This window comes from Hyphomicrobium sp. 802 (genome assembly GCF_000526135.1).
GTDB lineage: Bacteria > Pseudomonadota > Alphaproteobacteria > Rhizobiales > Hyphomicrobiaceae > Hyphomicrobium_B.
Genome location: NZ_JAFM01000001.1, coordinates 1,736,151 through 1,758,973 on the forward strand (window position 1 = coordinate 1,736,151; position 22,823 = coordinate 1,758,973).

Genomic DNA, 22,823 nt, shown 5'->3' on the forward strand with positions numbered 1-22,823 from the left:
TTCAGCGGGAGTTTTTTTGCTCCCGCTGAGGGCTTTTCAATCGAATTGACGTATCACTTCCGGGCCGGAAGGCGCTTGTTCGCCCCGGCCTGGATCGTTACGAAGCTCGTAGAGTCGCCGCATTGAAGCTGCGGCACGGAAACGAGCCTCTGTTCATGTCGAATGCCAAACAAGAGACGGTTTCTACACGTCAGGGCGCCCGTATCGGGCCCCTCGCAACGCTGCCTGTCTTTTTTAAGCTCGACGGCAAACGCGTCGTGCTCATCGGCGGCGGCGAACCGGCGCTCTGGAAGGCGGAGCTGTTGGCGGCGACGGGCGCGCTGGTGGAAGTTTTTGCCGAAGCGTTTGCCGAGGAATTTTTCGCGTTGGCCGAAGCGCCGCCGAGCGGACAAATTCTTCTCGTTCAGCGAGGATGGTCGCCGGGGGATCTGGCGAACGCAGCGCTGGCGGTTGGCTCCTTTGCTAATGAAGCGGAAGGGGCGGCGTTTGCGGCTGCAGCTCGCGCTGCCGGCGTACCGGTCAACGTGGTCGATCGACCGGCGCTTTGCGATTTTCAGTTCGGCGCGATCGTCAATCGTTCGCCACTCGTCGTGGGGATTTCGACGGACGGAGCGGCGCCGGTTTTCGGACAGGCCATCCGCTCGCTGGTCGAAAGCTTGCTGCCTGAAAGTTTCCGGCTCTGGGCAGCCGCAGCGCGCGATCTTCGCAAGGAAAGCGATCGTTTTGGAGAGACGCCAGAACAAAAGCGGCGCTTCTGGCGGCGGTTTACCGATTTCGCTTTTCGCCATCTCGACCGGGGGCCGGGAGCCGACGACATTGCGCAGTTGATCGCTGGCGAACCCGAAGCGTGCACACCGGAGGCCGTGACGGTCATCGGGATTGGAAATGACGCGGACATGCTGACGCTTGGAGCCGTGAGGGCATTGCGGGCTGCGGACGATATTTTCTACGACGACGATGTCCCAGCCGCTATGTTGGACTTCGCCCGGCGCGAGGCGCGCCGTCATCCGATCGTGAACACCCTAGGCGGCGACACATCCGCCGTTGTCGCGTCGGCAAAGAGCGGCCGCCAAGTTGTGCGCGTCAGGCTCAACGCGGATGCGAGTAGACGAGGCGAGGAGCAAGAGCTGGAGGCACTTCGAGCCGCCGGCATATCGGTGGTTGTGCTGTCATCGTGACAGATGCCGCCAAGGCGATGCCCATTGGTGACAAGAAGCGATTTTTGCCTTTTTTGCCATGTGGTTGCCGTGAAGGGGTGCGAGCAACGGCCCTGAGCGGCACTGGAGCAACAGGGTGTAGCCGGTTCGGCGAAGACGGAATAAAATCTTTCTTTTTCAGTCGGTTATGGCGCGGTGCTGTGGCTCTCGCCTGCTTGGAATGGTCTTTCCTCTTGTCTATACTTCGGATCGGGGGATCCGCTCGGATCAAAGATTGCCACGCTGGGCGGGGTTAGCGCATCGCTTCCCTCATGGTTGGTTTTTTGTCGTTCCGCGACAGCGAGACGTCGGTAAGCATTCGGAGTCGCGTGCGCATGCGCTGCAATCCATCATGTTGGCTTTTGGGACTCGTCCCGATCGCGCTTTTGACTTGGGTTGCCGTGCACTTCGAACAGGGCGGTATCGAGTTCGATCTGTCGCGCCGTGCAGGCGAAGCGCTGCGCCGTTCAGGGCTCGATTGGGCCAAGCTGCATGTCGTCGGCCGCGATGCGGTGCTGACGGGACGTGCGCCGGACGAGCGGGATCCGGGACGGGCTCTCGCGAGTGTCGAGAACGTCTGGGGCGTGCGCGTCGTTGCCGACAGGGCTGCGCTGCTTGAGAGTGTCGCCAACTATCATTGGTCGGTGACGTCGTCGGACGATGGGCGCGTGCGGATTGTGGGTGACGTACCATCGGAAGACGCGCGCCGCGCGCTGCTGGACGCTGCTCGCAAAGCTTTCTCCGGCGCTAAGATTCAGGATGAGACGCGGCTGGCGCGGGGAAGCATCAATCGCAATGCGTGGCTCTCTGCTGCAATCTTCAGCATGAAAAATCTGGCCGAGTTGAAGCGCGGACAAGCGTCGCTCTCCATGCTGGATCTGTCGATCGCAGGCGAAGCCAAGACTGCGGATGCCTACCGCGATGTTCGTGAGGCGCTGTCCGAGAAGCGTCCGGCAGGGCTTGCTTTGGCTCGCGAGGCGATTACGCCGCCGCTCGTCCGGCCGTTCGTCTGGGGCATTAAGAAGAGCGGCGCGGGCATCGAGATTTCGGGGTTTGCGCCGAGCGACGACGACCGCGAGCGGTTGAAGGCGCGCGCCAAATCATTGTTCCGGGCGATGACGATTACCGACAATTCGGATATCGGCGACGGGGCGCCGCAGGGCTGGAACAAGGCGACGAGTGTGGCGCTCCAACAGCTCGCGCAGCTTCGTACCGGCGACGTCGCGTTTACGGATCGCGATATGGCTTTCTCTGGCGAAGCGCCGGACGAGCAGACGGCGACCGCCGTCAAGAGAACATTGAAGCTCGATGTGCCGCAGAATTTCCGGATCGTCGAACACATCCGTTTCCCGAAGCCGGAGATCAAGCTGCCACCGAGCGGCTATGTCATGGGCATCGTAAACGATGGGGCGTCGCTGTCTCTGGTCGGCATGGTGCCGAGCGAGGCGGCGCGCGGCGCACTGCTCGATGCGATCAAGGCGCGGTTCCCCGGCAAACAGGTCAACGACAAATCGCAGGTTGCGCCGGGAGCTCCGGATGGCTGGCAGCAATGCGTCGTCGCCGGTTTGTCGTCGCTGCCGCGGCTCAAAAAGGGCAAGTCCGTTCTGACCGACCACAAACTTGAGGTGTCGGGCGACACGGATGATTACGCCGCGTCGCAGTCGGTGCCGGGGGATGTGAAGGCGGCCGCCGGGCAGACCTGCGAAACGATGACGAACATCGCGTTCACCGGCAAGATGAAGACCGATCTCACGTGGAAAGCGGCGCGTGAGCCAAACGGCATGGTGACGATCGAGGGTGAGGCGCCCGACGACGCGTCGCGCCTGCGTATCGTTGAGATCGCGCAGCAGATTTTTGCCGGCTCCAGCGTGACCGACAACATGAAGATTGTCGGCGCGTCGGCGGAGCCGTGGTCGTCCGCGGCGCACCTCGGACTTGAGGAGATGGCGCGTCTCAAAAACGGCGAAGTCTCGATTGCGGGCAAAGAATTTGTGATCAAGGGCGCGGCGGAGAGCGATCAGGTCGCGAACGATATCCGCAGCGTTCTGTCGACGGATTTGCCGCCGGGCTTCAAGAGCCGGGACGAGATCACGGTCATGTCCCAGGAAGAGAAGGCGGCCGACAGTTGTCAGACGCTGATGCGGCAAGCGTCGGCCAACGGGACGATCAACTTTGCGCGCGCCAAGGCGGATTTGACGGCGGACAGTGCGCAGACTCTGAGAGATCTGGCTCAGATCGCCAACCAATGTCCGAGTTTCAAAATTCAAATCGAAGGTCATACGGATTCGGAAGGCACGGATGAGCGCAACCAGCGGCTTTCCAACCGGCGGGCGCAAGCCGTCGCCGACTTCCTGGCCCAGAACGGCGTCGATCCGCGGCGCATGACGACGGTCGGATACGGCGCGACGAAGCCCATCGCCGATAACGCGACGGCGGAAGGGCGGGCCAAGAACCGCCGCATCGAATTTACGGTCAAGGTCAACTGAGGGGAACGGAGGAAGACCGCAAATGGACTATCTGTTCATGAAGTTGATCTGGTGGATCGCAGCGGCGTTCGCGCTGGGGCTTGTCGTTGGTTGGGTCTCGTGCCGTGAAAAAAAGAGATGACGCGCGGCCGAGATTATCCGGCCGCCCTTGGGCATCTGATTAGGTAGGAAATGACGTATCTACTGCTGCAAACGTTCCTGCTGTTGCTTGCGTCGTATTTTCTCGGCGCTTTTGTCGCGTGCACGGTGAAACGCGCTCTGTTGAGTTCGCGGGGTGAAGCACCTGAGCGCGTGCTTGCGCCGGTGCAGGCCGACGTGCCGGTCGGACCTCCGATCGTCATCCCGCCGCAACCGGTGCGTCCGCGTCCGGCGCAGCCGATGCCGCCGGTCACGCCGCGGACGATTGATCCGGTTCAGCCGAAAATCGAAGTTCTCCGGCGTCCGGAGCCGCGTCCGGCGCCGGCTGTGCTCGATCCGTCGCGCTTCGAGCGCGCGTTGACCGGCCCGCATTTCAACGAAGGCGTTCCGCGTATCGCGGTTATTGAAATTTGCCCTGCGGTGCTGCCGCCGGTGACGGATATCTATCAGCCTGCGCCTCCGGAGTTGCCGCCCCCGCCGCCCGTCGAAGAACTTCCGCCCGACGTGCCGGATATCGAAGACATTCACGAGGAAGCACAGGAACCTGAGCCGGAGCCGACTCCGGAGCCAGAATCGGTGTCCGAACCTGCGCCGGAGCGTGAGCCGCGTACGGGCGGGTTGGCTGCGCGGTTGCGCGATGCGACCACTGCGGCGGCCGCCGGAGCCGTTGCAGCCGCCAAAGCCGCGGCTGCAGCGTCGGTTGCGATGCCGGGGATGGGGCTGTCGCGGCGCGAACCGGTGAAAGAACCGCCCGTTGAGGAAACGCGGCCTCCCATCGAGGAGATCGGTGCGGAACCGGTGATGACGGAACCGGACCAGACTGATGCTCCGGATGCGGATCGCGATGAAGCGGCGAAACCCTCGGAAGAGATCGTGGCTGCCGCAGCCGAGCCCCCGGCTGTTGTGGCAGAGGAAGAGACTTTTGCGGCTGAAGAGGAGCAGGAGCCTGCGCTCGAAGCCGAGCCGGAGGCTGAAGCTCAACCGCAATCAGATGACGAAACGCCATCGGAGCTTGAGCCGGAGATCGAACCTGCGCTCGAACCGGAGCCCGAACCTGAACTTGCACGTGAACCAGAACCGACGCCTGAGTCTGTGCCGGAACCTGTGGTGCCTGCGGCGCTGATCGAAGACGGCGACGATTTTCAACGTATTCGTGCCATCGACAGCGATATCGAGCAGAAGCTCAAGACGCGCGGCGTCGTATATTTCGAGCACATCGCGGGCTGGAGCGCGTCCGATGTCCGGCGGATCGGCCAGGAACTCGAAATGCCCGGCCGGATCGATAGAGAGCAGTGGGTCGAGCAGGCCCAGATCTTAGCGAAAGGCGGCGAGACGTATTACTCGCGCAACCGCAGGGCGATGCTGAAGGCCAAGGCCGAAACTGAGGCGGCAAGTGAGACGAAAGCGGAGCCAAGCTCCACAGGCGGGCCGCCGGCATCACAGGATGATGCTGCAGCGCCTGCGCAGTCGCAGCCCACGACAGGGACGGTGTCGCAACGTGAGGGGCTTTCCGGCGTCGCGGCTGCAAGTCAGGGACGCTCGGTCGCCGAGATGGCGGCTGCTGCTGCGGCGGCGATCGCCGCTTCGTCAGCAAGCGTGACCCGCGGGCTCAAACCCATCGAACCGATTTCGCCGTTGTCGAAGGTCGATCCGAAAATCTCGATGCCGGCTCGGATCACGGATGCGATCCGCGAAAAGGGTACGAGCACTGCGACCGTCGAAATCGCGAAAGACAGCACGCCGTTGCCGGAGGCTACGGCCGAAGGTCCTTACGACGACTTGAAGCGCATTCGCGGTATCGGTGTCCTGATCGAGAAGCGTCTCAACGCTATGGGCATTCGCCGCTACGATCAGATCGCGAACTGGACCAGTGGCGATATCGATCGGGTTAGCCGCATGCTGGAATTCAAGGGCCGGATCGAGCGCGAGAGCTGGGTCGAGCAGGCGCGCATTCTAGCGAGCGGCGGCTATACGGAATTTTCGCGCCGGGTCGACAGGGGCGAGGTCGATACCAGCCGCGAGACGTGACCGAAATCGCTGCGGGACAGGATTCCGTAGCGCGTGCCGTCATTTGGCTCGTCGGTTTCGGCAAAGAACGAGGCGACGGCGGAGATCGTCGGCACATCACGTAGCAGCGGCGCGTGCCCTTGGGCGGGCACCGTGAATGACGACAGTTTCGGATGGCGCTGGCGCATCTCCTCGACGGTCTTTTCGGATAGCAGATCGGAGTTTTCGCCGCGCAGAACGAGCACCGGCATGCGCTTCATCGCTTCGAACTGCGGCCAGAGTTTCGGGATCGGTCCATCAAGGACAGACAGGCATTTTGCCAGCTTCAGGTCGTAAGCGCCGACCGGCTTGCCGTCCTTATCATTGAACATCTGGCGGGCGATGATGGCAAAATCGTCATCGGTCATTTGCGGAAAATCGCGGCGAAAGAGATCGCCGATGATGCGCGTCGCGTCGGCCCAGTTCTTCGGCTGGGGAATGCGACCGACATAGCCTGCGATGCGTGCGAGCCCGTCTTGTTCGATCACCGGACCGATGTCGTTTAGAACCACCGCGCCCATCAGTGAGGGTTGCGCAGCCGCCAGAACCATTGAGATGAGGCCGCCGCGAGACGTTCCGATGATGCCGGCGTTGCGCAGCCCGAGCATCATCATGAAGTCGATCGCGTCCTGCATTTCGATCGGCACGGCGTAGTTCTTCCAGTCGGAATCGTATTCGGACAGACCGCGGCCGCGCGTATCAAGCGTGAACACGTCGCGTGCCTTCGCGCCCTGGCTCAATGCCATTGCGATGTCGTGGAAGTCGCGGCTATTGCGCGTCAATCCGGCGAGGCAAACGACCGGCCGCGCGTCGGACGCGACTTTGGGCCGATAATGGCGGCCGTAGAGGCGCAGCCCGTCGCGGCTGGTGAAGTGAATGTCTTCGAATTCCTGCACCGCCACCATTGGGGTATCGCGCCTCGGTTTGGTTTGCTCAGCCGTCGCTGTTGTTGTCGGCGATGCCGTTACCTGAATCGTCGTCTTTCGGCATCCGTACATCGCTACGGCCGCGCCAGAGGTCTTGGCGAAGACGCAGCGGGTTCTTCATGCCCATGCGCGCGCGATAGATCTGGATGTTCGACAGAACCTTGGTGACGTAATTGCGGGTTTCAGGAATCGGGATGCGTTCGATCCAGTCGATCGGATCGACGTTTGCGTCTCTCGGGTCGCCGAACTCATTCATCCACTGGCGTGCCCGGCCCGGGCCGGCGTTGTAGCCGGCAAGGCCAAGCACATAGGAGCCGTTGAAGTCATCCATCCGGTCGGCGACGTAGGCCGAACCGATCATCGCGTTATAGCGAGGATCGGAGAGTAAACGATCAATCTGGCATTTGATCTTGTAGTCGCGGCATACGTGGCGCGCGGTTCCAGTCATGACTTGCAGCAGACCTTTGGCGCCGGCACCCGAGACGATCTGAGCGTTGAATTCCGTCTCCTGTCGCGCGAGGCCGAGAAGGAGCGGAAGCTCAGGCGGTGCGCGCAGCGGCGTGTAGCCAGGAAACGGCTTCAGGGGATAGGCGTAGATTAGCAAGTTCTGGTCGCGCGCGATGGCGATCTTGGCGATGCGCAGCGACATTTGTGGGTCACCCAATTCTTCCGCCAGAAAGGCGACCATACCGACTTCCGCCTCGGACGGCGCAGCGTTTCTCAAGCCTGCCAGGAGCGTGCGGGTAATTTCGCGAGAGAGGCCCGCCTTTTGCGCAAGCACCAGCGCGTGCGCCTGATCGGAGGCGTTCAGCTTGCGGATTTGCGCGGCCGTCGGATAGGCGGGCGGGGTGATTTCGAGATGGGTGCGGCTGGGGTCCAGCGTTTGCATTGCCAGGAGACCGTGGAACGTATCGGAATACTTGGCTGCCTCACGGTACTGCTGGGCCGCGGCTGCCTTGTCCCCACGCGCCGCCAGGACGCGTCCCAGCCAATAATGCGCCTTGGCGCTGCTTAACGGCCCGTCCGATGCGGCGATCATATCGCGGAAGTGGCGCTCGGCGACGGCGGACTTTTTGAGATATCGGAATGCGATCCATCCGGCCATGAACGTCTGGTCTTTGCGCGGATTGACGGAGAGGGGACCGGCATCCTTGACGAGTTCGTAGGCAAGCTTCGGCTTATCGAGCTTGAGCGCTCCGTAGGCCAGTTCGCGCCGCTCGGCCCACCACTCGTCAAGCGCTGCGATCTTCTTGGGATCGGGCGGGATGGACAGAATGATGTCGGCGGCCAGCTCGATCTTTCCGGCTTTGCGCAGCAACTGCTCACGATGAAATGCGAGGCCGACGTCGTCGCGACCGCCTGGTGCGAGCGCACTCATCAGGGCTTGGGCGTTTGAGGCCTTGTTGAAGACGGCGAGACGCGCGACGGCTCTCTTGCGTTCGCTTGCCGGCAGAAGCGGGATGAGACGCTTCGCCAGCGCGGCGCGGTCCTTGCGGTTTCCCGCGTAGCGCACGTCATCGGTGATGAGGCGGTCGAAGCGCCATTTGTGATCGGCTGGCGTCAGCAGGTTGCCGAAGCGATCGAGAAAGCCATTTTCGAGCGTCGGCGGAATGGACATCTCGCGCCAGGCTTTAGAGGCGTACTTGCGAGCCGCCGTCGTGTTGCCCTCGGCCAACTCGGCCGAGGCGAGAGCGGCATAGCCTGCGCCGGTCTCGGGCGTGTTGTTGGCGAAATAGGCCTTGATGGCGTCGGCGCTGCCGCCATTCATGAACACGGCTTCTTCGAAGCCCTCCCGGATCGTCGAGCGATCCGGCCAATTGGGATGCTCGCGGAGGAAATCGCGAAATTCCTGGGGGTCGCCGAGACCGGCGCGCAGGCGCATCCAGACGACCAGCGTTCGGCCGACGGGGTCGCTGATCTTGCTTTTCGCAGTCGCAAAGTCGTCGAGGTTCTTCGACCGGATGGCTGAGGCCGCATCGCGCAGGGCGGACAGGTCGCCAGGATCAGGCGAGAGCGACAGCAAAGGGCTCAGCGCCGAATCAAGTTTGCGCTCTTGCGCCTTCTCGGACGGCAGCAGCTGCGGCGCGGGAACCGCCTTCACCGCAGATTCGGCGGGGGAAGGCGCGCCCGTTAACGTGACGCCAACCAAGAAAAGGGACGGCGACAGACCGCAGAGAACGCGGGTGAGGGAGCGAATTCGCGTTCTGGAATTGAGGCTTAGTCGCATTGCTCCCCATTGGGTAAAACGCCCTACTCGCCCCGACCTTGCGGCAAGCTTTACGAGCGCCTAATGTTACAGCGCTTGCGTCGCTAGCAACGATACACCGTATTAAGCGGAATTATGCATGCTGAGGCAAGCGGTTCAGGCCGGACGCATGGCACATACGTACGGCAAGACCGTGGCCCCTGGCCGTATGGCTCGAGTCCCTAATGACGTTGAATTCCTGATCGAGACAGGGGTGCCGCACCGCAGGGTGCCGGTCTCGGTTTTTTCAATCTAAGGCGAACGCATGTTCAGAGGTTCAATTACGGCGCTCGTTACGCCGTTCCGCAATGGCAAGGTGGATGAAGCCGCCTTTACGCGGTTCATCGAGTGGCAGATTTCCGAAGGCACGCATGGTCTGGTCCCCGTCGGAACGACGGGCGAGAGCCCGACGCTCGATTATGACGAACACAAGCGCGTCATCGAGCTTGCGGTCGGGACCGCCAAGAAGCGCGTCCCTGTGATCGCAGGCACGGGTTCGAATTCGACCGATGAAGCGGTCGAGCTGTCGCAATACGCCGAGAAAACCGGCGCGGATGCGGTACTGATCGTGACGCCGTATTACAACAAGCCGAACCAGGAAGGGCTTTATCAGCACTTCAAGGCGATCAATGACGCCATCAATATTCCGATCGTCATCTACAACATTCCGGGTCGTTCGGTTGTCGACATGTCGGTCGCGACGATGGCGCGCTGCTACGAGTTGAAGAATGTCGTCGGCGTCAAGGATGCGACTGCCAATCTTGCGCGTCCCTCGCAGGTGCGGTCGGCGCTTGGGCCGGATTTCTGTCAGCTCTCGGGCGAAGACGCGACGGCGCTGGGCTTCATGGCTCATGGCGGCGCGGGCTGCATCTCGGTCGCGTCGAACGTGGCGCCGCGGCTGTGCGCGGATCTCCAGAACGCGTGCATGGCGGGCGACTTCAAGAAGGCGCTTGCCATCCAGGACCGGCTTACGCCGCTGCACGAAGTGATGTTCATCGAGACCAATCCGGCGCCGGTCAAATATGCAGTTTCGCGGCTCGGTTTCGGCACGGCGGACATGCGTTTGCCGATGGTGCCGCTCACCGACGCGTCGAAGCGGGCGATCGATCAGGTGCTGAGCGACCTCGACCTCGTGAGCGCGAAAGCGGCCGAGTGACGACTGTCGGAAAGCGCTGAGTCATGGCATCCAAACGCGACGACGGCACCACGCTTGTCGCCGAAAATCGCAAAGCGCGGCATGAGTACTTCATCACCGATAGCTGGGAAGCGGGTATCGAGCTTCTCGGCTCCGAGGTGAAGTCTCTGCGGCGTGGCCAATCGAATATCGCGGAAAGCTATGCCTCGGTCGAGGACGGAGGTATCTGGCTGATCAACAGCTACATCGCCGAATATCCGGGCGCAGCGCTGTTCCCGCATGAACCGAAGCGCAAGCGCCGGCTGCTGATGCATGCCACCGAAATTCATAAGATCGGTATTGCGATCGAGCGCAAGGGCATGACGCTGGTGCCCTTGGAGCTTTATTTCAACGAGAAAGGCCGCGCCAAGATCAAGCTGGGCTTAGCGCAGGGCAAGAACCACGCGGACAAGCGGCAGGACGCCGCGAAACGCGATTGGAATCGGCAAAAAGCGCGCCTCATGCGCGAAAAGGGCTGATCTTGTGAGCGGCTGGAATGCGGGCCGCTTCGCTCGCGCTAGCGAAGGGGAAACGCGTTATGGAAGCATATTCGCCCTGGCCCATGCCGACCGATGATGGCGCAGCGAAACATCTGATTGCGGGAACGCGCCTTCCGGATGTGGCGCTGCCTGCCACGCGTGGTGCGATGGTCAACCTCGCGCGCTTTCAAGAGAGAGCGATTGTATTCGTCTATCCGATGACGGGGACGCCAGGCGTTCCCAATCCGCCGGACTGGGATACGATTCCCGGCGCGCACGGTTCGACGCCTGAAGCCGAAGGGTTTCGTGACGCTTATGCAGAGTTTGAGCTGGCGGGTTATGAGGTGTTCGGCGTGAGCGGGCAATCCTCGGAGGCGCAGCACGCTTTCGCTGCGCGCGCCGGTATTCCGTATCTGCTGCTGAGCGATGAGAGGCTGGCGTTTGCCGATGCGCTCAATCTGCCACGCTTTGAAACCGGCGGCGTTGCGTATCTTTCGCGGCTGACGATGATCGTCCGCGACGGCATCATTTATCGCGTGATCTATCCGGTCACCAACCCCGCCGGGCATGCGCGGACGCTACTGGAGTCCCTTACGGCAGTTCGTGCCTGATCGCTTCGAAGACAGCGTGAAACATCTCCGTCGTCAGCCGGCCGGTGTTGGTATTGTAGCGTGAGCAGTGGAAGCTGTCGTAAAGGGCGAGACCCCGTGCGAGTTCGTGACGGGCGCCGTGTGCGAACGGAAAAAGCGCCTTTCTTTTTGCAAGCGTAGTGAGTGTCTGATCGTGCGCGATCCGGCCTAGGGCGAGGATGACTTTCAGTTTTGGCAGACTTTCAAGCCGTGCTGCAAAGTAGGGACGGCAGTTTGCAATTTCTGACGGCTCAGGCTTGTTCTGGGGAGGCACGCAGCGTACGGCGTTGGTGATCATGCAGTTGCGCAGGCGAAGACCGTCATCGACGCGAGCGTGATACTCGCCGGTCGCGAAGCCATAGCGGATCAGCGTGCCATAAAGCAGATCGCCAGCGTAATCGCCGGTAAACGGCCGTCCAGTGCGATTGGCGCCGTTGCGACCCGGCGCCAGGCCGACGATCAGGAGGCTGCAGTTTGGCGTTCCAAATGAAGCGACCGCGCCGTTGAACCAGTCCGGCTCCTGGCGCTCGTTTTCAGCTCTGTAGGCAACGAGGCGCGGGCAGCGCGTGCATTTAGGCGGAGCTTCGGGGCCCAATGCCGTTTCGACTAAGGCCGCGCCCATCTTACCTTCGCTCAATTATCGTCTGTCGCTCAGACTTCCTCTTCAGCCAAGTCGTCGTCGCCCAGGTAATTGGTGTCGCGCGGAGACGAAACCTGTCCGCGTGCAGACGGGCCACGTCCACCTTCGCGCGACGTACGGCCGCCGTTGGAGCCGCCACCGGTCTGTGAGCGGCCGACCTGTTCTTCGAGATCGGCGAGGTCGATAAATTGATCGGCCTGACGGCGCAATTCGTCGGCGACCATCGGCGGCTGAGTCTGCAGCGTTGACACGACGCTGACGCGCTTGCCCTTCTGCTGAAGAGCGGCAACGAGACTGCGGAAATCACCGTCGCCTGAGAAAATGACGATGTGATCGAGGTTATCGGCTAGACGCATTGCGTCGACGGCCAGCTCGATGTCCATGTTGCCTTTGACCTTGCGGCGGCCGGTCGCGTCGGTGAATTCCTTGGTCGGCTTCGTCACCATTGAGAAGCCGTTATAATCGAGCCAGTCGATGAGAGGACGAATGGAGGAATATTCCTGTTCCTCTGCCAGGGCCGTATAATAAAGTGCGCGGACGAGGTGCCCTTTTTGCCGGAAAAACCCAAGCAAACGCTTGTAGTCGATGTCAAACCCCAGCGACTTAGCGGTGGCATAAAGGTTTGCGCCATCGATGAAAAGAGCGATACGTTCCGTGGGGTAGAAATGCATTGGTGGTTCCTGAGTAAAATTCCCAACTAAACAATGTTAAAAAATAACGTTGGGATTTTCTACTTCGCTATAGGCTACAGGGACTTGACTGTGGAGCATCGGGACTTGACCGAAGGCTCGAAGTCCACAAGTTTCTACGGCGTAGAATACTATCATTGCTAGGACTAACAGAAGTGCGCCGCAGTCAACAATTGTGACAAATAGTCTACTAAGAGCGTATATTTCCTTCGATGTGCCTATAGAACGTTCGGCCGCGGTTTTTCCTTCTCAGCGCTTGATTAATTCTTTTCGACGTGGCACAGAGGCATCAGCGCGGCGCCGAAAGGCTGTCTCGAACGGCTGTTTGCGCCCAATACGCCCAAAAGAGTGCGGCTGAATTTCACCAAGGGAAGGTTTGCCCCATGGCTCGCGTCACCGTCGAAGATTGCGTCGACAAAATTCCTAACCGGTTTGAGCTGGTGCTTCTCGCCGCTCACAGGGCTCGCGCGATCACGAACGGAAGTGCGATTACGATTGCGCCTGATGACGACAAGAATCCGGTCATCGCCCTGCGCGAGATTGCAGAGCGCACGCTTTCTCCCGACGACATGCGCGAGACGCTGATCTCTTCCATCCAGAAGAATACTGAGGTCGATGAGCCGGAAGCGGTTGCAGCACCGTTGCTGCCGCCGGAGCGTCGCGCACCGATGCTCGGCCGCGATGACCTTTCGTCCGACACGCAAGTCGACGTCATGACGGAAGAGCAGCTTTTGCGCGGCCTGGAAAGCATGACGCCGCTTGAGCCGTCGGCCAACATCGGATCGGGCTCGGGTCCGCGCGAGCGGGATCGCGATCCGCGCGACCGCGGCCGCTGAGCCGGCCAGGAAAGCCTGCTCGCGACAACAGGCTCGCGTCGTTCGACTTTAATCCGTCCTGCATCTTCGGTTACGCTTGCGCCCAGAAGGAGTGCGGCGGGTCATGATGCGGCAATACGAACTCGTCGAGCGGGTTCTCAAATACGATCCTAGTGCAGACGAGGCTCTGCTCAATCGCGCCTACGTTTATGCGATGAAGGCGCACGGCAACCAGAAACGTGCGTCGGGTGCGCCGTATTTCTCGCATCCGCTGGAAGTCGCGGCCATTCTCACTGATCTCAAGCTCGACGACGCGACGATCGCGACGGCTCTGCTGCATGACGTGATCGAGGATACGGACGCGACACGCTCCGAGATCGACCAGATGTTCGGGCCGGAGATCGGCGGTCTCGTCGACGGGCTGACGAAGATCAAGCGGCTCGATCTCGTTTCCAAGAAAGCCGAGCAGGCGGAAAACTTCCGCAAGCTTCTGATCGCCATTTCCAGCGACATCCGGGTGCTGCTGGTCAAGCTCGCCGACCGCTTGCACAACATGCGGACGCTGGAGCACATGAAGCCCGAGAGCCGCAAGCGGAACTCGGAAGAAACGCTCGATATCTACGCGCCTCTCGCCGGCATGATGGGCATGCAGGCGCTTCGTGAAGAGCTTGAAGATCATGCTTTTCGCTGGCTGCATCCGGAAGCCTATGAAGCGCTGACCGAGCGGCTCGCAGATATGCGCGAGCGCAACGAGGGGCTTGTCGAGGAAATCCGGCAGGCCATTGCACGTAAATGCGCGGATGCCGGGATCAAGGCGGAGACGTTCGGACGCGAGAAGAAGCCGTATTCCATCTGGAGCAAGATGGAGCACAAACAGATCAGCCTCGAACAGCTTTCCGACATCTACGCATTCCGCGTGATGGTCGACACGATCGAGGATTGCTACCGCGTGCTTGGCATCGTGCATACGACTTGGAGCACAGTGCCTGGACGTTTCAAGGACTACATTTCAGCTCCGAAGCGAAACAACTATCAGTCCATTCACACCACGGTTTACGGACCGCGGCACCAGCGCGTGGAACTGCAGATCCGGACGCGTGAGATGCAGCATATCGCCGAATACGGCATTGCGGCTCATGCGCTCTACAAGGCTCAGCAGAGCGACCACATGAATGGGCATGCCGTCGGTGAGGGCGAAGAAGTCGACGATAGCCCGTATGGACGGCTGCGGACGATGATTACATCGCTTCTCGAAGCGGCAAATCCGGAAGAGTTTCTTGAGCATACCAAGCTCGAGTTGTTTCACGATCAGGTCTTCTGCTTCACGCCGAAGGGACGTCTCATTGCTCTGCCGCGCGGGGCGACGCCGCTCGACTTCGCTTATGCCGTTCACACGGATATCGGTAATGAAGCGGTCGCCGCTTATATCAACGGGCGGCATGTGCCGATTGATACGCACCTGCGCAACGGCGACGAAGTCGTGATCGAAACTCAGAAGGGGCATGTTCGCCCTGCGGCGTGGGAAGCGTTTGCCGTCACCGGACGGGCGCGGGCTGCGATAAGGCGAGCGGCGCGTGAAGCGGAGCGCAAGCGTTTCGTCGAACTCGGGCGGCAGCTCGTGCAATCGACGCTGGCCGGTGTCGAGGTCGATTATTCGGATGAGAAAGTCAGGGCGGCCGCTCCGAAAATCGGCTTCAAGACCGCAGACGAACTGCTTGCTGCCGTCGGGCGCAATGATGTGCAATTGCCCGATGTTCTTTCGGCCGTGCTCCCGCAAGGGCAGACCTTGGGCGATGGCTATAAACCGACGCGGCGGTTTGGACGCGCCCGTGAGCAGGACGGCTGGTTCAATATCGACAAGGTAAACAGCCTCAAGTTCCGGACATCAGAAATCGACAGCATGACAGCGATTTCGATCGGTGGGCCGAGCCAGGAGCTGCCGGTCGCGTTCGAACCGGGCGGCGCGGTGCCCGGTGACCGGATTGTCGGTGTGATGGCGCCAGGCGAGGGGATTCGTGTTTTTCAGATCCATTCGCCTCGTCTTAAGGAATACGAGGAAGAGCACTGGATTGATGTCACATGGGACGTCGATCCTGATCGGCCGCAACGTTTTCCCGCGCGAATCAGCGTTACAGCGGTTAATGCTCCCGGGTCGCTTGCCGAGATTGCCAAGGTGATCGGCGAGACGGGCGGCAATATCGACAATATCAAAATGGCTCGCCGCGCGGCAGACTTTACGGTGATGCACATCGAGCTTGAGGTTTTTGATTTGGTGCATTTAAACCACATCGTTGCCGGGCTCAGAGCGAAGTCATCCGTCGCAAAGGTGGAACGGCTTTTCGAGTAAGCTAATGTGCGCACGGAATGGGTCGCATAATGGCGCCTAGGAACATAATCGTTTGAACGCAAAGCAACTGGCATTGGTGGACCGCGCAACGTCGTGGTGGAATTCCACGCGGCTGTGGTCGCGTCTGCGCTATTTCTGGCGGCAGGTGCTTCGACTGCGCGCAACGCCCCATGAGGTGGCGCTGGGATTTGCCATCGGCGTATTCACAGCATGCACGCCGTTCCTTGGTGTCCAGACGATTCTTGCCTGCGCTCTGGCGTTGGTGCTGCGCGTCAGCATGCCGGCGGCCCTCCTTGGGACGTTCGTCGGCAACCCGCTAAGCTGGCCGGCAATCTGGAGCGCCTCGTACGTCTCCGGAGCTCTGCTTCTCGGACAAGATCCGACCTATGCCGCCAACCATCTGGGTGAAACGGCCAACGTGCTCGGCGCCACCTTGATGACGCCTTCGCTGCAGACGTTTGACGCCGCCATCGATAATCTCTTGCCGATTGCAGAGCCGATGGTAGTCGGGGGACTTCTCGTCGGCTTGATCGCAGCTATTTTCAGCTATTACCCTACGCGTCGCGCGGTCCGCGTTTTTCAGCGTCATCGCAGCGTCAGTTAGGTGGATCGCAGCTCTTCTTTCGGTCCTTAGGCCAATTTCCCAACAATCGGTGGCACAGCCCGTGGCAACGATACGCAAAGCCTCTGACAACAACACGGCCATGATGCCGGTTCGCGCCCTGCGCCTCGGCGTCAATATCGATCACGTCGCGACGCTCAGGAATGCACGTGGCGGCATTCATCCCGATCCTTTGCGCGCCGCTCATCTGGCGATCGAAGGTGGTGCCGACGGTATCACTGCGCATTTGCGGGAAGATCGCCGCCATATCTCCGATTCCGATATCACGCGGCTCAAGAACGAGCTGACGCGACCGCTCAATCTCGAAATGGCCGCGACGAAAGAAATGCAGCAGATCGCGTTGCGGCACGTGCCGAACGCGTGCTGTCTCGTGCCCGAGCGGCGCGAAGAGCGCACGACCGAGGGTGGATTGGATGTCGTCGGCGCGGCGAAGACGCTGAAGCCGTTTATCGCCAAGCTCAAGGATGCAGGTATCCGGGTCTCCCTGTTCATTGAGCCCGACTTGAAGACGATCGAGTCCGCGGCGAGCGTCGGTGCCGATATCGTTGAGCTGCATACCGGCCGGTATTGCCATCTGGCGCTCGATCACGATGCGACGGGTATGGCGCGCGAATTGGAGCGTCACCGGAAAGCCGCTGCTGCAGCTTCTGCAGCCGGTCTTGAAGTTCATGCCGGACACGGACTGACCTACAACACCGTCAAGCCGATTGCGGCTCTGCCTGAGATCGTCGAACTCAATATCGGTCACTTCCTGATCGGGGAGGCCATCTTTGGCGGCCTGTCGATGGCAGTCCGGCGAATGCGCGTGCTGATGGACGAGGCACGAGAGGCGATGACAACAGCGCCCCAAGCACGGCGCGCGAAATGATTATCGGCATCGGCAACGATCTTTGTGACATTCGTCGGGTCGAGAAGACGCTCGCGCGTTTCGGCGACCGTTTCATTGAGCGGGTATTCACGGCGGAAGAGCGTCGCAAAGCGTTTTCGCGGGCACATGCTGCGCGTACGTTCGCCAAACGCTTTGCGGCCAAGGAAGCGGCCAGCAAGGCGCTCGGCACAGGGTTTCGCGCCGGGGTCTACCTTAAAGATATCGGCGTCGTGAATGCTCCGTCGGGGCGGCCGACGCTGGCGCTGACGGGCGGAGCGGCGCGCCGTCTGGCCCATCTCATTCCGGCCGGTTTCAAGGCCCGGATCGACGTTACGCTCACCGACGAGTATCCGATGGCGGAGGCGATCGTCATCATTTCGGCTGTGCCAGAAGGTATCGATCCTCCAGGCTGAGCTTTGGGGTTGCGGCAGATTGGTTCTCCAACGGCGATTTTGCTGATGCCAAACGACATCGAGTCGCTGTTTTCCTTACCTTTTAGTCAGATTAGCGCCCGTCATTGCGGCGTTAGACCAAACTCGCTATAGCGGTCCGCTAAAACGAAGCGAGCCCCGGCCAATGCCGCTCGGCGGCGCAAAGGGAGCCCTTTGAATGAGCGTTGGTACGAAGACGTCGAGATCGAGCTGGTCGGAAACCCTCATCATCGTCGTCGAAGCACTCGCTATTGCGATGTTCGTGCGGATTTTCTTTTATCAGCCCTTCAACATCCCGTCCGGCTCGATGAAAGAGACGCTTCTGATCGGCGACTATCTGTTCGTCTCGAAGCTTTCGTACGGATACAGCCGCTTCTCGTTCCCCTTCAGCCCGAACCTTTTTTCAGGTCGCATTTGGGGCGCTGAGCCGAAGCGCGGCGACGTCGCCGTATTCAAGCTGCCGCGTGATAACTCGACCGACTACATTAAACGCGTGATCGGTCTGCCGGGCGACGAAATCCAGATGCAGAACGGGCAGGTCTTCATCAACGGGCAGGGTGTGCCCAAGGAGCCTGCAGGATCTTTCACGACTTGGGAAGATGGCCGCGAACGGACAATCCCGGTCTTTCAGGAAACGCTTCCCAACGGCGTGAAGTACAACGTCCTCGATAGCGATCCGGACGGCCCGTACGACAACACCGGCGTCTACAAAGTTCCGCCGGGCCATTATTTTATGATGGGCGACAATCGCGACAACTCCACGGACAGTCGCGTGCGGAGCGCTGTGGGCTTCGTTCCTTATGAGAATTTCATCGGGCGTGCAGAGATCATCTTCTTCTCTGCGAAGGTCGACGGGCCGGACGCCATGCATTGGTGGGCACCATGGAACTGGCCGTTTGACATTCGTTGGAACAGGTTCTTCACTCTCGTGCGGTGACCGCGAAGCGGCATTTGCGCCATGTTGAGACCACGCAAGTTCAAAGAACTGGAAACAAAGCTGGGGTATAAATTTAAGGACCCCGGCCTTCTTGAGCGCGCACTTACACATGCCAGCGTGCGTGGCGGCAAGGTCGCCCGCTCCGATAACGAGCGCCTGGAATTCATCGGTGACCGGGTTCTCGGTCTCGCCATCGCGGAAGCCCTGAACAAGCAATATCCGGAAGCGAACGAAGGCGAGCTTGCCCGTCGCTATAACCGGCTCGTTCGCGGCGAGGCTTGCGCCAAGGTCGCGCGCAACATCGATCTCGGCGTTCATCTTATTCTGTCTGAGAGCGAGGCCGATAGCGGCGGCCGCAACAAGACAACGATTTTGGCCGATGCGGCGGAGGCGCTGCTCGGCGCAGTCTTTATTGACGGTGGTTTCGACAAGGCGCGTGCCGTCGTCACCAAGCTCTGGCAGGATCAATCTGAGCCGGTGCCGGAAGTGACGGTCGATGCCAAATCTGCGCTGCAGGAATGGGCGCAGGGGCAGGGGCTTGCGCTGCCGCGTTACACTGTAGTGGCGCGCAACGGTCCGGATCACGCGCCACGTTTTACAGCTGAGGTCTTGATTGCAGGGCGCGCTCCGGCGCAGGGTGAGGGCGCGTCTAAGCGAATTGCGGAGCAGGCCGCTGCCAGCGCGCTTCTGACGCGCGAAGGCGTGGGAGCGCGTGTCGGAGATGTCTGAGAACAACGTATCGACAGAGGCCGGTCGGCGGTGCGGCTTTGTTGCCGTCATCGGTCCGACGAACGCGGGCAAATCAACCCTCGTCAACGCATTGGTGGGGGCGAAGGTCGCTATCGTCTCACACAAGGTGCAAACCACGCGCGCCCCGATCCGTGGCATCGCGATGGAAGGCGACAGCCAGATCGTCTTCATCGATACGGCGGGTATCTTCAACCCGAAGCGGCGGCTCGACCGTGCCATGGTCGACGCAGCGTGGGGCGGTCTCGAAGACGCCGACGCGGTGCTTCTGGTGCTCGACGCCGCGGCGAGTCTCGGAGAGGATGTCGAAGGCATCGTCGAGCGGCTCAAGTCCGTGCGGATGCCCAAGATCGTCGTGTTGAACAAGATCGACCGGGTCGAGGACAAGCCGAAACTGCTTGAGCTTGCAAAAACGCTCGATGAGCGTTTGTCGCCGGATCGGATCTTTATGATTTCCGCGCTCGAAGGAAAGGGCGTCAAGGATCTGCTGACCTATCTCGCGGGCGTCGTGCCGGAGGGACCGTGGCATTACTCGGAAGACGATGTCACCGACGTGCCGATGCGGACGCAGGCCGCCGAGATGACGCGCGAGAGTATCTACCGCTTCCTGCACCAGGAACTTCCCTACACGACGACCGTTGAAACGACGGATTGGAAGACGCTGAAGGACGGTTCTGCGCGCGTCGAGCAGACGATCTACGTCGAGCGCGATGGGCAGAAAAAGATCGTGCTCGGCAAAGGCGGCGAGACGATCAAGAAGATTTCGAGCGCAGCGCGGCACGGAATCGAGGAAATGGCTGGGCATCGCATTCATTTGTTCCTGTTCGTCAAGGTGCGCGAGAACTGGGAAAGCGATCCGGAGCGCTACCGGGAAATGGGCCTGCCTTTTCCCAAATCCTGAGCAGCCTGCTATGAAGCCCGCATGCAGTGGACGGATGAAGGCATCGTTCTATCGGTAAGGCCGCATGGCGAAACGGCGGCGGTCGTCGATCTTTGGACGCGTGCCCACGGACGGCATATGGGACTGGTCCATGGCGGCCGTTCGCGGCGGCTGCGTCCCATTCTTCAACCTGGCAATCACGTCGATGCCGTTTGGAAGGCGCGGCTTGCCGATCAGCTCGGCTCGATGAGCGTCGAGATGCGACGCGCCTTTGCGGCGGAGACGATGGACGACAGCCAAGCGCTGATGGCGCTGTCATCCATCACGACGCTGACAGCGCTGCTGCCCGAGCGCGATCCGCATCCCAATCTCTATGAGATCACGCTGTTCGTTCTTGGCTTCCTGAACGATCCCACCGTATGGCCGGCTCTGCTCGTCAGGTGGGAGCTGGCGCTGCTCGATGAACTCGGTTTCGGTTTGGATCTTAGCCAGTGCGCGGCGACGGGCGCGAACGATCAGCTGATTTACGTGTCGCCGAAATCGGGCCGCGCCGTTTCGGCGTCGGCGGGTGAACCTTATCGCGACAAGCTGCTGGCGCTGCCGCAATTTTTAACGAAGCAGCGATCGAGCCCGGTAACGGCGCAAGACGTCCATCTCGGTTTTGCGCTGACTGGGCATTTCATCGAAAAGCATCTGTTGCTGCCGAAGGGACAGACATTACCAGCGTCGCGCATGCGGCTTGTGGCGCAGCTCGCGGCCTAGAATTCGAAATCCTTCGGTTTTTTAATGCGGATTTACGCGGTGAGGGCGACGGAATGTCTGCAGCGTAGTCGTTCTTCTTATCGACTGCGGGCAAACGGAAGAGCTTTCGTTTTGGCCTCCAGCCATGAGCGCACCGTCGGGCTTCTTTCTCCATTGGTCAGCCCGGGGTGCCCTGCAACTGGCCTCGCGTGCGACCCACACCGCCCGCCCGGCTAGCGACCGCCCGTTCGGATCCCCCCTCCGAACGGGCTCTCTTGCATCAGGATCCGGAAAGTTTCGGACTTGCTGCCGTTCAAGGACAGAAAAACGCTTTTCTTCAGCAACCGTTCATGCTGATGCGTAGACAACTATTAAAAGCGTTATTGTCTTTCTCACTGTGCATGCGGGAGTACGGTGGGAATTAACGGGACCGCGGTGCGAACTGCGGTCCCGATAGTTTTATGACAGCCTGATGCGGCGCGCGGAGCCCACGCCGCAGAAATCGCAGGCATTTTCCTTCCATTTTCCGACGCCGCTTAAGACGCGATTAAACATCGTTGCTTACGCTTCATGAGCATAGGTCGTGGCGTGGGGGCTTTCGATGGGTGGGTTAAGGTCGCTGCCGATTGACGACATTCTGGAGCGGCAAACGATCGAGTTTGACGACATTCTCCTTTTGAAGCGCGTCTTCTATGAGGACGGCGTCGTCTCGTCGGATGAAGCAAATCTGTTGTTTTCGCTGCAGCAGGGATGCTCGGTGCAGCATGCCGATTGGCCGGATTTTTTCGTCGAGGCCATCGCCGATTACCTCATCATTCAGGAACAGCCGCGCGGGTATCTGACGGCCGCCAACGCGAATTGGCTGATAAGCAGGGTTTCGCGTGACGGCAAGATCCGGTCCAAGACGGAACTCGATCTTGTTCTGAGCGTGCTCGAAAAAGCCCGCTGGGCGCCTGCAAGCCTTTCCAGGTTTGCACTCGAACAGGTCAAGCACGCGGTGCTGACCGGTGGCGGCCCGCTGCGTCGAGGCAAGTCGCTGGTTGCGGGCAAGATCAGCGAGAGCGAAGTCGATCTCCTTCGCCGCATTCTTTACGCCTTTGGCGGCGACGGGCATGTGGCTGTGACGCGCTCCGAGGCTGACGTTCTGTTCGATATCGACGAAGCGGTCGCGGGTTCGCCGCCGAATGCGGTCTGGACGGACCTTTTCGTCAAAGCCATCGCCAATGTGATGATGTCGGCGTCCGGCTACGCGGTCCCATCGCGTGAGGAGGCGCTGCGGCAGGAGGCGAAGCTCGACGAAGATGACGACGAGCAGACGTCTATTCTGTTCTCGCTGCTGTCGATGGTGCACGCGAATCTGTCGTCGATGCAGGATTCCTATCACGACCAGAGCGTGGAAGAGCGGGCGCTTGCGCGGCTGGAGCATCAGCGCATTGAAATCATTACCAACGAGAAGATCGCAGAAGCCGATCCGTCGTGGCTCGTGGGACGCCTCGGCCGCGACGGTCGCCTGACGCCGAGCGAGCGGGCGCTCGTCTCCTACCTTAATCACGAAAGTCCGCGGATACACCCGACCTTTACCGAAGCCGTCTGCCGGCTGGGGGAGGCCGCCTAACAGCCCGATCCGCTATAGTTACTTCGAGACCGCCGGTGAGCCCTCTCGCCGGCGGTTTTGCTATGCGGCAGCGGATCGCACAGGTCCTGGCATTCGGGGTGCCAACGGCGTGTTTACGCGGCGTTGCACACGCTCTAGAACGGCGTGTTGTCTTGCGACAAGCTGAGGCAGC

At 60.7% G+C, this 22,823-nt stretch carries 20 protein-coding genes; 16 read left to right on the forward strand and 4 right to left on the reverse strand.

The features are described from left to right. Positions 1-155 precede the first annotated feature (155 nt). The 3 genes from HYP802_RS0108710 to HYP802_RS0108725 all read left to right on the forward strand — a co-directional run bounded on the left by HYP802_RS0108710 (position 156) and on the right by HYP802_RS0108725 (position 5,848). Positions 156-1,178: an NAD(P)-dependent oxidoreductase gene (locus HYP802_RS0108710; RefSeq protein WP_024275568.1), complete on the forward strand. Its 1,023-nt coding sequence runs from the start codon at positions 156-158 to the stop codon at positions 1,176-1,178. A 353-nt stretch (positions 1,179-1,531) separates the two neighbouring features. After that, positions 1,532-3,682, forward strand: coding sequence for an OmpA family protein (locus HYP802_RS0108715; protein WP_013946800.1), 2,151 nt, complete (start codon positions 1,532-1,534; stop codon positions 3,680-3,682). A gap of 171 nt (positions 3,683-3,853) precedes the next feature. Beyond that, a complete protein-coding gene (locus tag HYP802_RS0108725; RefSeq protein WP_024275569.1) occupies positions 3,854-5,848 on the forward strand; it encodes a hypothetical protein in 1,995 nt (664 codons plus the stop codon). Here the strand turns inward: HYP802_RS0108725 and HYP802_RS0108730 are convergent. Together HYP802_RS0108730 and HYP802_RS0108735 are read right to left on the reverse strand one after the other, a co-directional pair. Continuing rightward, a complete protein-coding gene (locus HYP802_RS0108730; RefSeq protein WP_029670877.1) occupies positions 5,788-6,771 on the reverse strand; it encodes an alpha/beta hydrolase in 984 nt (327 codons plus the stop codon). The genes HYP802_RS0108725 and HYP802_RS0108730 overlap by 61 nt on opposite strands. 28 nt (positions 6,772-6,799) lie before the next feature. Beyond that, a complete protein-coding gene (locus HYP802_RS0108735) occupies positions 6,800-8,893 on the reverse strand; it encodes a lytic transglycosylase domain-containing protein (protein WP_245261482.1) in 2,094 nt (697 codons plus the stop codon). Between the two features lie 409 nt (positions 8,894-9,302). On the opposite strand from HYP802_RS0108735, the gene dapA reads away from it, so the two are divergent. Genes dapA through HYP802_RS0108750 form a run of 3 tightly spaced genes read left to right on the forward strand, consistent with a single transcriptional unit; the run spans position 9,303 to position 11,301 of the window. Further along, a complete protein-coding gene (dapA, locus tag HYP802_RS0108740; protein WP_024275572.1) occupies positions 9,303-10,193 on the forward strand; it encodes a 4-hydroxy-tetrahydrodipicolinate synthase in 891 nt (296 codons plus the stop codon). A gap of 23 nt (positions 10,194-10,216) precedes the next feature. Beyond that, entirely contained in the window at positions 10,217-10,690 is a 474-nt protein-coding gene (gene smpB, locus HYP802_RS0108745) for an SsrA-binding protein SmpB (RefSeq protein ID WP_013946805.1), read from the forward strand. 59 nt (positions 10,691-10,749) lie between these two features. Beyond that, on the forward strand, positions 10,750-11,301 hold the full coding sequence (locus HYP802_RS0108750) for a peroxiredoxin (RefSeq protein ID WP_024275573.1): 552 nt from the start codon (positions 10,750-10,752) through the stop codon (positions 11,299-11,301). Here HYP802_RS0108750 and HYP802_RS0108755 read toward each other — a convergent pair. Together HYP802_RS0108755 and HYP802_RS0108760 are read right to left on the reverse strand one after the other, a co-directional pair. Continuing rightward, a complete protein-coding gene (locus tag HYP802_RS0108755) occupies positions 11,282-11,941 on the reverse strand; it encodes a uracil-DNA glycosylase (RefSeq protein ID WP_024275574.1) in 660 nt (219 codons plus the stop codon). The two genes, HYP802_RS0108750 and HYP802_RS0108755, sit on opposite strands and share 20 nt — an antisense overlap. Before the next feature lie 29 nt (positions 11,942-11,970). After that, a complete protein-coding gene (locus tag HYP802_RS0108760; RefSeq protein WP_013946808.1) occupies positions 11,971-12,630 on the reverse strand; it encodes an NYN domain-containing protein in 660 nt (219 codons plus the stop codon). A 401-nt stretch (positions 12,631-13,031) separates the two neighbouring features. On the opposite strand from HYP802_RS0108760, the gene rpoZ reads away from it, so the two are divergent. From rpoZ to HYP802_RS0108810, 10 genes are all read left to right on the forward strand, one after another. Further along, entirely contained in the window at positions 13,032-13,484 is a 453-nt protein-coding gene (rpoZ, locus tag HYP802_RS0108765; protein WP_013946810.1) for a DNA-directed RNA polymerase subunit omega, read from the forward strand. A 103-nt stretch (positions 13,485-13,587) separates the two neighbouring features. Next, positions 13,588-15,810: a bifunctional (p)ppGpp synthetase/guanosine-3',5'-bis(diphosphate) 3'-pyrophosphohydrolase gene (locus HYP802_RS0108770; RefSeq protein WP_024275575.1), complete on the forward strand. Its 2,223-nt coding sequence runs from the start codon at positions 13,588-13,590 to the stop codon at positions 15,808-15,810. Between the two features lie 52 nt (positions 15,811-15,862). Next, positions 15,863-16,414 carry a DUF2062 domain-containing protein gene (locus HYP802_RS0108775; RefSeq protein WP_013946812.1) on the forward strand — a complete coding sequence of 184 codons (552 nt, stop codon included), beginning with the start codon at positions 15,863-15,865 and terminating at the stop codon, positions 16,412-16,414. A 103-nt stretch (positions 16,415-16,517) separates the two neighbouring features. Next, positions 16,518-17,300, forward strand: a complete 783-nt coding sequence (locus tag HYP802_RS0108780; RefSeq protein WP_024275576.1) for a pyridoxine 5'-phosphate synthase — start codon at positions 16,518-16,520, stop codon at positions 17,298-17,300. Then, complete coding sequence (gene acpS, locus HYP802_RS0108785) at positions 17,297-17,713, forward strand: holo-ACP synthase (protein ID WP_024275577.1); 417 nt, start codon at positions 17,297-17,299, stop codon at positions 17,711-17,713. Before HYP802_RS0108780 ends, acpS begins: the two co-directional genes overlap by 4 nt. Before the next feature lie 196 nt (positions 17,714-17,909). After that, positions 17,910-18,668 (forward strand): signal peptidase I, encoded by a 759-nt coding sequence (gene lepB / locus HYP802_RS0108790; protein ID WP_024275578.1) that lies wholly within the window; start codon positions 17,910-17,912, stop codon positions 18,666-18,668. A gap of 21 nt (positions 18,669-18,689) precedes the next feature. Next, positions 18,690-19,397: a ribonuclease III gene (rnc, locus tag HYP802_RS0108795; protein WP_013946816.1), complete on the forward strand. Its 708-nt coding sequence runs from the start codon at positions 18,690-18,692 to the stop codon at positions 19,395-19,397. Next, a complete protein-coding gene (gene era, locus HYP802_RS0108800) occupies positions 19,390-20,316 on the forward strand; it encodes a GTPase Era (protein WP_029670879.1) in 927 nt (308 codons plus the stop codon). Before rnc ends, era begins: the two co-directional genes overlap by 8 nt. A 21-nt stretch (positions 20,317-20,337) precedes the next feature. Next, entirely contained in the window at positions 20,338-21,057 is a 720-nt protein-coding gene (recO, locus tag HYP802_RS0108805) for a DNA repair protein RecO (RefSeq protein ID WP_013946818.1), read from the forward strand. 580 nt (positions 21,058-21,637) lie between these two features. Next, positions 21,638-22,651, forward strand: a complete 1,014-nt coding sequence (locus HYP802_RS0108810; RefSeq protein ID WP_013946820.1) for a hypothetical protein — start codon at positions 21,638-21,640, stop codon at positions 22,649-22,651. The last annotated feature ends 172 nt before the right edge of the window (positions 22,652-22,823 follow it).